We start from the raw sequence: 11,777 nt of genomic DNA, 5'->3' as shown, positions 1-11,777 counted from the left end.
AGTGCCGCCACGCGCCGGGTGTCGAAGCGTGACCGGCCCGGGGGCCGAAGCCTCAGGTCGGTCGGGCACCGGTGCCTCGGGTCAGCCCGGGCCGCGCCTCAGGCCCGGGTCTCTCAGACCAGGCCGGGGTCGAAGCATCAGGTCGGTCCGGAGGCGGTGGTCGGTCTGCCGCGTCGTCGGCGCCGCAGTTGCCGGTGGCCTCCGCGGGACGGGGCGCGCCCGTCCAGCTGGATCCAGATCCGCACCTCGGTCCCGCCGAGCACCGAGGAGCCGATACGCACGTCGCCGCCGGTGGACTCCGCGAGCCGGCGCACGATGTCGAGGCCGAGCCCGGTCGAGCCGTCGCTGCCGGAGCCGCGCCCCCGCGCCATGGCGGCCTCGGGGTCGGGTATGCCGGGTCCCGCGTCGGACACGAGAACGATCACCGCGTCCTCGGCGTTGTGCACGTCGACCGCGAAGGCCGTGCCCTCCGGGGTGTGCCGGAAGACGTTGCCGAGCAGCGCGTCCAGCGCGGCGGCCAGGTCGGCGCGCGCCACGGGGATGCGCACCGGCCCCTCGGCCCCGGCCACCCGCCACTTGCGGCCCTCGTCCTCCGCGAGCGCGGACCAGAACGCCATCCGCTCCCGCACCACCTCGGCCGCGTCGCAGCCCGCGCCCGGGCCCGCCGCGGCCGTCTGGGGCTTGGCCTCCCGGGCCGTACGGATGATGGTGTCGACCTCGCGCTCCAGCTGCGCGACCGCGGTCCGGGTCTGCTCAGCGGCCGGTCCCTCGCCGAGCGAGGCGGTGTTGAGCCGCAGCACGGTCAGGGGCGTGCGCAGCCGGTGGGACAGATCGGCCGCCAGCTCCCGCTCGTTGGCCAGGAGTTGCACGACCTGGTCGGCCATCGAGTTGAACGCGGCCGCCGCGAGCCGCAGTTCGCTCGGCCCCTCCTCCGGGACACGGGCGCCGAGCTTGCCCTCGCCCAGTTCGCGCGCCCCCTCGACCAGGCGCCGGGCGGGCAGGACCATGCGCACACCGAGCCGGTCGGCCACCGCGACGGAGCCGACGACCAGCGCGAGACCGACCCCGGCGAGCACCGCCCAGGCCGTGCCCACGCCGTTGGTGACCTCGGACTCCGGCACGTAGACCTCGACGACGGCGATCTCGCCGGTGCTGAGCGCGACCGGCTGGAGCAGCGTGGAGCCGCCGCGAACGCCGGTGGTGGAGGCGCGGCCGAGTCTGCGGACGGCCGCTATGTCCTGGTCGGCGGCGCGCTGCCGCCCGAGTTCGAGGGCGCGCTGGCCGTCGCCCGCGGGGATGTGCACGGCCATCCCGGCGTCGGAGCCGGCCGCGGCGACGACCCGCTCCAGCTGGTCCCGGTCGGTGGTGATGGACAGGGCGGGGGCGACGGCCGCGGCCTCCCGCTCGGCGTTGGAGAAGGCACGGTCCCGGGCCATCTCGCGGATGACGAGGCCGAGCGGCACGGCGAACGCCAGCACGACCATCGTGGTCACGGCCAGCGACACCTTGACCAGGGCCCACCTCATCGCGGTGCCTCCGCCCCCGGCGGTTCGAGCTTCACGCCGACGCCCCGCAGGGTGTGCAGATAACGGGGGTTGGCGGCCGTCTCGCCCAGTTTCCGCCGGAGCCAGGACAGATGGACGTCGATGGTCTGGTCGTCGCCGTAGGACTGCTGCCAGACCTCGGCGAGCAGTTCCTTGCGCGGGACGACGACTCCGGGGCGGCGGGCCAGGAAGGCCAGCAGGTCGAACTCGCGGCGGGTGAGGTCCAGGCGCGCGCCGTCCAACTCCGCCTGCCGGCGCAGCGGGTCGACGGTCAGGCCGCCGACCCTGAGCACGGGGGACGGCTCCGTCTCCCCGGCACGAGAGCGGGCGCGGCGCAGCACGGCGGCCATGCGGGCCGAGAGGTGTTCGACCGAGAAGGGCTTGGTGAGGTAGTCGTCCGCGCCGGCGTTCAGCAGCCGGACGATCTCCGTCTCGTCGTCCCGGGCGGTGGCGATGATCACCGGTACGTCCGTGATACCGCGCAGCATCTTCAGGGCCTCGGACCCGTCGAGATCGGGCAGTCCGAGGTCCAGCACGACCACGTCGAAGCGGAAATGGGCGACCTCGCGCAGCGCTTCCAGCGCCGTCCCGACACTGCGCACGGTGTGCGAGGCGTCGGTCAGATGCCGGATGAGCGCCGAGCGTACGAACGGGTCGTCCTCGACCACGAGCACACTTGCCATGCGCCGCACCGTACGCCATCCCGAACAGCCGGGTGCGGGCCTGTGGACAACTTCCGTGGTGGGGACAACGAGTGCACCCGGAGGGTTGGTGTGTGGACAACGCGTGGGGCCGGTGAGGCAGGATGGCCCGCGATGCGCAGAGGACTCGTTCACGTACTGGCCTGGCTGCTCGCCACGGGCGCGGCGGTCACGCTGTCGTGGTGGGGTGTCCACACGGTGATGGCGGGCACGGCCTACGATCCGCCGCGGGCCCTGCCCATCAAGGCCGCCGAGGCGAGGGAGCCCGAGCCGGCGCCGCCGGCCACACCGCGGGAGCGGACACCCGAGCCGCGGCGGACGCCGTCGAGCCCGCCGCCCACGACGCCGAAGCCGGCCCCCTCCCCCACCCGGGCCCCCAGCCCCTCCCCCTCACCGGCGGCCACCGGCCGGGTCAAGAGCTACGACACCGACGGCGGCCGGGCGGTGTTCGACCTCGGGACGGCGTCCGCCTCCCTCGTGTCGGCGACTCCCGGCGCGGGCTGGTCGATGCAGGTGTGGAAGACGGAGTCGTGGATCCGCGTGGAGTTCTCCCGGGGCGCCGAGCGCGTGTCGGTGTTCTGCACCTGGCACGACGGGCCGCCGCGCGTGGAGATCGGAACCTACTGACCGCCGCCCCTGGAGTCATCGGAACACCGAGGCGGGCGGGGCCGGCGACGCCACCGCCGCGCGGTCCGTCACGGGCACGGCCCCACCGGTGAAGTCGGTGAGCGCCCTGCCGTGCTCGACCCGGCCGGGGTGCGGGTCGGAGGCGGCGCGGCGGGTCAGCTCGGCGATCGGCAGCGGCGCGTCGGAGGCGACCAGGACGGCGTTGCCGAAGCGTCTGCCGCGCAGCACCGCCGGGTCCGCGACCAGCGCGAGCTGCTCGAAGCGGGCGGCGGCGGTGGCGATCTGGCCGCGCAGGTGGGTCAGCGGCGGACCGTCGGCGAGGTTGGCGGCGTGCACCCCGCCCGGCTTGAGGGCCCTGCGGACGTCGTCGAGGAACTCGGCCGAGGTCAGGTGGGCCGGGGTCCGGGCCCCGCTGAACACGTCGGTGATGACGAGGTCGGCCCAGCCGTCGGGCACCTTGGCGAGTCCCTCGCGGGCGTCGGTGGAGCGCACCCGGATGCGTGCGGCGGGGTCCAGGGGGAGTTCGCGGCGCACGAGCCGGACGAGGGCCGCGTCGCGTTCGACGACCTGCTGGGTGGAGCGGGGGCGGGTGGCGGCGATGTAGCGGGCGAGGGTGAACGCGCCGCCCCCGAGGTGCACGGCGTGCAGCGGCCGGCCCGGCGGGGCGACGAGGTCGATGACGTGGCCGAGGCGGCGCTGGTACTCGAAGGACAGGTACGCCGGGTCGTCCGGGTCGACGTGCGACTGCGGGGCTCCGTCGATCACCAGGGTCCGGGCGCGGGGCCGGTCGCGGTCGGGTACGAGCTCGGCGAGCCCGCCGTCCACGCGCTCGGCGACGGCTTCCTCGTCGGCCTGCCGGCGCCGGCCGCTCCTGGACTTTCCCATGGGGTCATTATCGGGTCGCCCGGCAAGCGGACCGTACGCCCGCCGGAACGCGGCCCCGCCCCGGTGGCGGCCGCCTCAGCGGCAGCTGTCGGCCGCCTCGATCGTGCGGGCGGCCTCCCCCAGGGCCCTGCGCAGCACCGCCGGGTCCGTCGCGAGATCCGCCTCGCCCGGCGGCAGCAGCCAGTCCGAGCCCTCGACCGGGGGCCGGGGCGCGAGGGTCGGTCCGCGTCCGTCGGTCCCCGTGCAGGTGCTTCCCGGCACGTCCCAGGCCGCGGCCGTCCCCGGCGGGACGAGGAAGCCGAGCGTGCCGCCCCCGTCGTCGTGCAGCACGGGCCCGACGGCCTCTCCCGGTCCGCGCCGCAGGATGTCGACCGCCTCCAGCCCTTGCCGCGCCGGCACCGTCACCACATCGCAGCCCACCGCCGGTGTGCTCGGCGGCGTACGAGGATCGTTGATCCGGCTGGTTCCCATCCCGGCCTCCACCACGAGAACCCCTGCTTGGACGAGCGGTCGGGAGACGGGGGCCTCCTCCCGGTCCACCGGGTTCAACGCGGCGGCCCGTCAACGGCTACGGCGGAAGTCAGCCGCAAAGGATGGCAGTTCATGGCAGATCACGGAGGAGATATCCGGTTTGTAGCCAAACCCAGCGTGAGGAGTCCGGCACAGCAGGTACGTTCTTGCTCGCCGGACACAGGGCCGGCGAGGGGGGTGAACCACCCCAACTCGCCATGGTTCCGGCATGGTTCGACGGTTCGCACGAGAGGACCCGGCCATGGCGTCGTCAGCGGTGACCTCGTCCCGTCCCGACCGGCCGGCACGGCCGAATCTCGCCTTCCGGCGGCTGCGCGGGCAGCGCTCACCGGCCGAGTTCGCCGCGGCGATCCGCCGGGCCGCCCTGGAGATCGGCGAGCAGGTCAGCTGCGACGCTCGCTACATCGGCCGGGTCGAGGCGGGTGAGATCCGCTGCCCCAACTACGCGTACGAACGGGTGTTCCTGCACATGTTCCCGGGCCGCACACTCACCGACCTGGGGTTCGCGCCCCGCTCATCGGTACGCGGACGCCGGGCGCGCGACACCGACGACGCGCCCTGGACGCGCACCACGAACCGGGCGGACGCCACGCGTGAGACCAGCGGGGCGTGCGAGCCGTATGAAACGCAGCACCCGTACGACCCGCACCACCCGCACGACACCGACGAGGAGAGCGACGTGCTACGTCGCGCATTCATGACCGGCTCAGGCGCCACGGTGGCCGCCGCCTCCCTGGGGCCCGCCGGCCTCGCCCCCGACGCCTCGGCGGCTCAGCGCCCCGCGCGCCGCGCCGGGACGAGCGAGGCGGGCGCCCTGGAAGAAGCCGTGCGGCGGATCCGGCTGCTGGACGACCGGCACGGCGCCGACGGCCTCTACCGCCGCGCGGCCGCCCCGCTGCGCGCCGCCTACGCCCTGCTGGACGCCGGGGCGACCCGGCGGACGACGGCGGACCGGCTCTACTCGGGCGCCGGGGAACTGGCCATCTCGGTCGGCTGGCTGGCCCACGACTCGGGTCGCTTCGACGACGCCCGCTCCCACTACGCCGAGGCCCTGGCGACCGCCCGGATGACGGACGACCCGGGCCTGGAGGCGCACGCCTTCTGCAACACGGCCTTCCTCGCGCGCGACGCGGGCCGGCCGCGCGAGGCGGTCCGGGCCGCCCAGGCCGCGCAGCGCGCCGCCCGTCCGGTGGGCTCGGCCCGGCTGATGTCGCTGCTGGCACTGCGCGAGGCGGGCGGCTGGGCCGGCCTCGCCGACCGCGCCGGCTGCGAACAGGCCCTGGCCCGCGCCCAGGCCCTCTTCGAGCGGGGCCCCTCGGACGCGGACCCCGAGTGGATGAGCTTCTACGGCGAGGCCGAGCTGGAGGGCCTGGAGGCGCAGTGCTGGTCCACGCTGGGCGACTGGCCCCGCGCGGCACGGCACGCGCGGCGGGCGGCCGGGCTGCAGGACCCGCACTTCACGCGGAACATCGCGCTGTACACCGCGGAACTGGCGGACGACCTCGCGCGCGGCGGACGCCCCGACGAGGCCGCGACAGCGGGGATGCGGGTGCTGGACCTGCTGGAGGAGGTCCAGTCGTCCCGGATCCAGACGATGCTCGCGGCCACGGCACGGGTGCTCCGGCCGCACCGGCGGGCTTCGGGGGTCTCGGCCTTCCTGGACCGCTACGCCGCCCCGCCCCGAACGCCCTGAGCCGGGCCCGCCCGTCCCTCGCGCCCTCCGGGCGGGCGCGGGGACGTCGCGGCCAGGCCCTAGGCGAGGTGACCGAGGTCGTTCCAGCTCTCGATCGCGGGTTCGCCGTAGGCCCAGCCGAGCACCGACAGGGAGGTCGGGTTCAGCCGTATCCGGGCCGCGAAGTCGAGGGGGAGGCCCAGCCAGCGGGCGCCGATCGCGCGCAGGATGTGTCCGTGGGCGAAGAGCAGGACGTCGCGGTCGGCCGAGCGCGCCCAGGCGACGACCTCGTCCGCCCGGGCCGTCATCGCGGCGAGGGTCTCGCCCTCGGGGACGCCGTCGCGCCAGATCAGCCAGCCGGGGCGGACGGCCTGGATGTCCGCCGGGGTCATGCCCTCGTACGCCCCGTAGTCCCACTCCAGCAGCGCGTCCCAGGGGCGCGCGCGGTCGCCGAAACCGGCCAGTTCGCAGGTGTCACGCGCGCGTGCCAGCGGACTGGTGCGCACCTCGGCCCCGGGCAGGCCCGCGTACGGTGTCCGGTGCAGGCGCTCCCCGAGCAGCTTGGCGCCGCGCCGGCCCTCCTCCAGGAGGGGTACGTCGGTCCTGCCGGTGTGCTTGCCGGACAGGGACCACTCGGTCTGTCCGTGGCGGGCCAGCAGGATGCGCGGAGCCATGGGGAACCTTTCCGGAGGAAAAACGCAAGCCGAACTCCTCCATCATCGCGCACCCTGTGCACGGGCAACCCGGGGGGCGATCTCTGCGTCTTTGAGGGCCGGAGGGCGCCCCCAGGGCGAGCCCGTACGCCGTAAAGTGGCACGACCGGACGGCCGGGCGCCGCGTGAGAAGAAGGGGGAGGGCATCGGATGCCGCACACCGAGACACCGGGCACCGAGGCGGACCCCGCACCGCGGCTGCGCTGGTGGACGGAGCTGCCGCTGATCGTGCTGGTGTACGCGTGCTACTCGGCGGGCCGGCTGCTGGCCCGCGGCGACGTCTCCGGCGCGGTCGACCACGGTCTGGCGCTGCTGCGCATCGAGAAGGCGCTCTACCTGAACTTCGAGCACCCGCTCAACCGCCTCTTCACGCGCGAGCCCTGGATAGGCATACCCGCCGACTTCTGGTACGCGTCGCTGCACTACCTGGTGACCCCGGCCCTGCTGGTGTGGCTCTTCCGCTCCCGGGCCGTGCGCTACCGGGCCGCGCGCACCTGGCTGATGACCTCCACCCTCATCGGCCTGATCGGCTTCACGCTGCTGCCGACCTGCCCGCCCCGGCTCCTCGACGCGAGCCACGGCTTCGTGGACACGATGGCGCAGTACAGCTCCTACGGCTGGTGGGGAGGCGCCGCGAGCGCCCCGCGCGGCATGGGGGGCATGACCAACCAGTACGCCGCGATGCCGAGCCTGCACGTGGGCTGGGCCCTGTGGTGCGGCGTGATCCTGTGGCGCTACGGCGGTACGCGCCTGACGAAGGCGGCCGGTGTCGCCTACCCCCTGATCACCACCATCGTGGTGATGGGCACCGCCAACCACTACTTCCTGGACGCGGTCGCGGGCGCGGCGGTCATGGGCGCCGGGCTGCTGCTGGCGCCGGTCGTGATGCGCGCGGCCGACCGGGTCAGGGCGCGGTTCGTGCCGCGCGTCGCACCGGTCCCGGCGGACACTTCCGCCGCGGGTTCCTCGATTGTCAGTGCCGGATGCCAGACTTCCGCGGGTGAGCGAATTCCACGGCAGCGCGAGTCGCGGTTCGGAGCGGGAGCCGAGCCGGGTGCCTCCCCCAAGGACGCGGGGGACGGCGCTCCGGCACCGGCTCGCTGAGCTGCGCGGCCCCGACGTCCCCGCGAAGGCACTGGACGCGCGCGCCCTGGCGGCGCTGGCCGCCAACCCCGGCTGCGCGCGGCGCGCGATCCTGGACGGCGCCGGGGTGAACAAGACGGCCCTGGCGAGCGCGCTGGGCGCCCCGTCGGCGTTCGGCCAGTCGCAGTTCGCGCTCACGCGGGGCAACGCCTTCGAGGCGAAGGTCAAGGCCGACGGCGGTGCGGAGCTGCTGCGGCTGGTGCACGAGAAGCTGGACCCCTCGGCCGAACCGCCCGCCGGGGCGCGCGTGCCCGACCTGACCGCGACCGGCCCCCAGGGGCGCACGGCCCGTACGGCGCTGGAACTGCGGGAGGCCGCCGCGCACCCCGGCGTGTGGACCCTGCTGGACCACCCGATGCTCGCGCTGGACGTCGCGGGCTCCCCCGCGTTCCTGGAGCCGGACGCGGTGGTGGTCCACCCGGACGGCAGCTGGACGGTCGTCGAGATCAAGTCCTTCCCGCTGCTGGACGGTTCGGCGGACCCGGCGAAGGTCGGGGCGGCGGCCCGGCAGGCCGCGGTGTACGTGCTGGCGCTGGAAGAGGTCGCGGCCCGGCTGGACCCGGCCCCGCGCGTGCGCCACCGGATCCTGCTGGTCTGCCCGCGGGACTTCTCCAACCTGCCGGCGGCGTCCGCGGTGGACGTGCGCAAGCAGCGCGCGGTGACGGCCCGCCAGCTGGCCCGGCTGACCCGCATCGAGGACATCGCCGACGCGCTCCCCGAGGGCACGTGCTTCTCCCCCGAGCTGCCCGCCGAGGAGCTGACCGCGGCCGTGGAGTCGGTCCCGGCGACGTACGCGCCCGAGTGCCTGTCCGCGTGCGAGCTGGCCTTCCACTGCCGCTCGCGGGCCCGCGAGGCCGGGGCGGTGACCTCGCTCGGCCGTGCGGTGCGGGCGGAGCTGGGCGGTCTGACGACCGTGGAGGACGTCCTGGCCGCGGCCCGCGGCGAGGCCGGCGACCCCGGCGACCCGGCGGTGGCGGCCCTGCGCCGCGCGGCGGCCCTGCGCTCCGAGGCCCTGGAGGCGGCGTGTCGCTGATTTCCACGCTGGCCCGCCTGGAAGCGGTCAGCACCGGCCGCGCCCAGCCCGCCGCCACGGTCCGCCACCGGCACCTGTCCGACCGCCCCCTGGTGTTCGTGCCGCTCGTCACCGCCGGTGAGGCCGGTGCGCCGCTGGGCGCGCTGGTCGGCACCGACCGCGACGCGCCGCGGCTGCTGGTCGTCCCGCAGCCCCGCGACCGCGACCTGAGGTTCGCGTTCCTGGCCGACCTGGCCGACGTGGTGCTGCCGTACGTCGAGGCCTACGGCGAGGTGGTGGAGGCCGCCGAGCGCACCGAGACCGACCCGGAGACCGGCAAGCGGGTCAAGGTCGAGGTCGACCTGTGCGCGGACGCGCCGCAGCTGGTGGTGCCGAGCCGGGCGGGCATCGACCTGGTGCGGCTGCTGGGGCGGTCCATGCGGTTCCGGCGCACGGCCGAGCAGGACCCGGAGACGCCCTACCCGGCGCCGCCGCGGGTGCCGCTGCTCGGGCGCTGGCTGACGCACTTCGGGGAGCGGGCCCGGGTGCCGGGCTCGTCGCTGCTGCTGGCGATGACCGACGTGCTCGGCCGGCACTGGGCGACCGGCCAGTCCACGCTGGAGGACCAGCACCTGGGGGCGCTGCTCGCCTGGATCGACCCGCCCGCGGGCGTCAGCGGCGCCGAGGCGGCGCTGCGGGCCGAGCTGGAGCGGGACGCCCAGGGCCAGTTGCTGTGCCCGCCGGCCGGCCCGGCCACCGACCCGGCGTTCGACAACAAGCTCCTCGCCCCGGCCATCGAGCGCTACGACCGTGCCCGCACGGCCCTCGCGGCCGCCGAGGACGGTCTGCAGGCCGACGAGCGGCTGGGCGCGCTGACCGCGGCCGAGCGGGAGATCCGCGCCCTCGTGCTCAGCCGCACCCGGCCCACCTGGGACGCGGTCTGGCGGGGCCTGGACCTGCTGCGCGAGCTGCCCCCGGGGGCCCATGTCGAGGAGCGGTGGACGCGCGACCGCTGGTCGTTCACCGGCCACCGCGACCGGGTCCTGGCCGGTGAGCCCCCGCAGCCCCGCCGCGACGACGCGGTCACGGCGGCGAACAAGCTGGCCACCCGGGAGCGCGAACAGGCCCGGCTGGAGGCGCAGGAGGCGCTCGACGACCCGCTGGTGATGGCGGGCCGGCGGCTGTCCGGTGAGGCCTTCGCGGGCGAGGTCACCGACGTGGTGATGGCGTACGGCGACGGCAAGCGCCCCAGCCCCCGCCCCCTGGTCACGGTCCGCACGGACGACCGGCCGCATCTCGGGGAGCGCGCGAAGGTGTACCGCTCGCTGGGCGGCAGGCCGCAGTCGGCGGAGTTCGTCACGGCCGAGGAGGACGGCGCGTACCTCGTACTGCGGATTCTCGACAAGATGGGCCGCGGCAAGGAGCCCGAGCCGGGGTCGGTGCCGGAGAAGGGCGACCGGGTCTGCTTCACGCTGTTCGAGCACGAGCAGCGGGGCGGTGCGAAGCTGCCCGACCCGGAGGAGACGCCGTGGACGCACGGCGGGCCGCCCGGCGAGGCGGTGCCGGAGGCCGCCGATCCGCTGACCGAGGAGGATGTGCTGTGACCACGGTGTTCGACCCGTCGGCCGCGGCCGCCCGGGCCACCGACGCGATCCTCCACGACACGCTGCACGGCACCGCGCGCGGAGTCGTGGTGGACTCCCCGCCCGGCGCCGGCAAGTCGACCCTGGTCGTCCGCGCGGCGCTGGAGCTGGCCGAGGCCGGCCACCCCCTGATGGTGGTCGCCCAGACCAACGCCCAGGTCGACGACCTCGTCCTGCGGCTCGCCGAGAAGAACCCCGAGCTGCCCGTGGGGCGGCTGCACAGCAGTGACGCCGACCCGTACGACAAGGCGCTCGACGGCCTGGACAACGTCCGCACGTCGGCGAAGGCGGGCGACCTCGCCGGGCTGGCCGTGGTGATCTCCACGGCGGCGAAGTGGGCGCATGTGAAGACCGACGAGCCCTGGCGGTACGCGATCGTCGACGAGGCCTACCAGATGCGCTCGGACGCCCTGCTCGCGGTGGCCGGGCTGTTCGAGCGGGCGCTGTTCGTGGGCGACCCGGGGCAGCTGGACCCGTTCGCGATCGTGGGCAGCGAGCAGTGGGCGGGCCTCGCCTACGACCCGTCGGCGTCGGCGGTGACGACCCTGCTCGCGCACAACCCGGACCTGCCCCAGCACCGGCTGCCGGTGTCCTGGCGGCTCCCGGCCTCGGCGGCGCCGCTGGTCTCGGACGCCTTCTACCCGTACACGCCGTTCCGCAGCGGCACCGGCCCCGGCGACCGGACCCTGGCCTTCGCGGTGCCGTCGGACGGCTCGGGCCCGGACCGGGTGATCGACGAGGCGGCCGCATCGGGCTGGGGCCTGCTGGAGCTGCCCGCTCGGCACACACCGCGCACGGACCCGGAGGCGGTGCGGGCGGTGGCGAGGGTGGTGCGCCGCCTGCTGGACCGCGGCGGCGCGGCGACCTCGGAGCGGTCGGCCACGCCCTCGCCCCTGACCGCCGACCGGATCGCCGTGGGCACGGCACACCGGGACCAGGCGGCCGCGGTCCGCGCGGCCCTGGCCGAGCTGGGCGTCACCGACGTGGTCGTGGACACGGCGAACCGGCTGCAGGGCCGCGAGTACGACGTCACGGTGGTCCTCCACCCCCTGTCCGGCCGCCCCGACGCCACCGCCTTCCACTTGGAGACGGGCCGTCTGTGCGTCCTGGCCTCCCGCCACCGGCACGCCTGCATCGTGGTGTGCCGGGCGGGCGTGACCGGCCTGCTGGACGACTATCCGTCGACCGAGCCGGTGCAGCTGGGGACGGTGGTGAAGTTCCCGGACGGCTGGGAGGCCAACCACGCGGTGCTGGCGCACCTGGCCGAACACCGCGTGTCCTGGCGGCCGTAGTCACGGGTGGTGGG

11 protein-coding genes are annotated in these 11,777 nt (G+C 75.4%); 6 read left to right on the top strand and 5 right to left on the bottom strand.

Translation table 11 applies throughout. The features are described 5' to 3' along the window. Positions 1-137: 137 nt before the first annotated feature. Both ACIGAN_RS24130 and ACIGAN_RS24125 read right to left on the bottom strand, forming a co-directional pair. Positions 138-1,526, bottom strand: a complete 1,389-nt coding sequence (locus ACIGAN_RS24130) for a HAMP domain-containing sensor histidine kinase (protein WP_399860385.1) — start codon at positions 1,524-1,526, stop codon at positions 138-140. Next, entirely contained in the window at positions 1,523-2,227 is a 705-nt protein-coding gene (locus tag ACIGAN_RS24125) for a response regulator transcription factor (protein WP_365086127.1), read from the bottom strand. The genes ACIGAN_RS24130 and ACIGAN_RS24125 overlap by 4 nt, the downstream gene beginning before the upstream one ends. Positions 2,228-2,359: 132 nt before the next feature. Between ACIGAN_RS24125 and ACIGAN_RS24120 the strand changes: the two genes are divergently transcribed. After that, on the top strand, positions 2,360-2,872 hold the full coding sequence (locus tag ACIGAN_RS24120; protein ID WP_365086130.1) for a hypothetical protein: 513 nt from the start codon (positions 2,360-2,362) through the stop codon (positions 2,870-2,872). 15 nt (positions 2,873-2,887) lie between these two features. Here the strand turns inward: ACIGAN_RS24120 and ACIGAN_RS24115 are convergent, their stop codons facing one another. Together ACIGAN_RS24115 and ACIGAN_RS24110 are read right to left on the bottom strand one after the other, a co-directional pair. Next, positions 2,888-3,757, bottom strand: coding sequence for a spermidine synthase (locus ACIGAN_RS24115; protein WP_399860382.1), 870 nt, complete (start codon positions 3,755-3,757; stop codon positions 2,888-2,890). Between the two features lie 75 nt (positions 3,758-3,832). Continuing rightward, positions 3,833-4,228, bottom strand: a complete 396-nt coding sequence (locus ACIGAN_RS24110) for a hypothetical protein (protein WP_399860379.1) — start codon at positions 4,226-4,228, stop codon at positions 3,833-3,835. Between the two features lie 301 nt (positions 4,229-4,529). On the opposite strand from ACIGAN_RS24110, the gene ACIGAN_RS24105 reads away from it, so the two are divergent. Beyond that, positions 4,530-5,981 (top strand): hypothetical protein, encoded by a 1,452-nt coding sequence (locus ACIGAN_RS24105; RefSeq protein WP_399860378.1) that lies wholly within the window; start codon positions 4,530-4,532, stop codon positions 5,979-5,981. Between the two features lie 59 nt (positions 5,982-6,040). Here the strand turns inward: ACIGAN_RS24105 and ACIGAN_RS24100 are convergent, their stop codons facing one another. Further along, a complete protein-coding gene (locus ACIGAN_RS24100) occupies positions 6,041-6,634 on the bottom strand; it encodes a histidine phosphatase family protein (protein WP_399860375.1) in 594 nt (197 codons plus the stop codon). Between the two features lie 189 nt (positions 6,635-6,823). Between ACIGAN_RS24100 and ACIGAN_RS24095 the strand changes: the two genes are divergently transcribed. Genes ACIGAN_RS24095 through ACIGAN_RS24080 form a run of 4 tightly spaced genes read left to right on the top strand, consistent with a single transcriptional unit; the run spans position 6,824 to position 11,763 of the window. After that, the gene (locus ACIGAN_RS24095; RefSeq protein ID WP_365740517.1) at positions 6,824-7,777 is read left to right on the top strand and encodes a phosphatase PAP2 family protein; all 954 of its coding nucleotides are present in this window, start codon (positions 6,824-6,826) and stop codon (positions 7,775-7,777) included. After that, positions 7,728-8,849 (top strand): hypothetical protein, encoded by a 1,122-nt coding sequence (locus ACIGAN_RS24090; RefSeq protein ID WP_399860373.1) that lies wholly within the window; start codon positions 7,728-7,730, stop codon positions 8,847-8,849. Before ACIGAN_RS24095 ends, ACIGAN_RS24090 begins: the two co-directional genes overlap by 50 nt. Further along, complete coding sequence (locus ACIGAN_RS24085; protein ID WP_399860370.1) at positions 8,840-10,432, top strand: hypothetical protein; 1,593 nt, start codon at positions 8,840-8,842, stop codon at positions 10,430-10,432. The genes ACIGAN_RS24090 and ACIGAN_RS24085 overlap by 10 nt, the downstream gene beginning before the upstream one ends. Beyond that, positions 10,429-11,763: an AAA domain-containing protein gene (locus ACIGAN_RS24080; protein ID WP_399860367.1), complete on the top strand. Its 1,335-nt coding sequence runs from the start codon at positions 10,429-10,431 to the stop codon at positions 11,761-11,763. The genes ACIGAN_RS24085 and ACIGAN_RS24080 overlap by 4 nt, the downstream gene beginning before the upstream one ends. The last annotated feature ends 14 nt before the right edge of the window (positions 11,764-11,777 follow it).

It is taken from the genome of Streptomyces sp. NPDC085931, from assembly GCF_044540565.1.
Taxonomy (GTDB): domain Bacteria; phylum Actinomycetota; class Actinomycetes; order Streptomycetales; family Streptomycetaceae; genus Streptomyces.
Note: the sequence above shows the minus strand (reverse complement) of the source record. Positions and strands in the feature narration are given on the sequence as shown.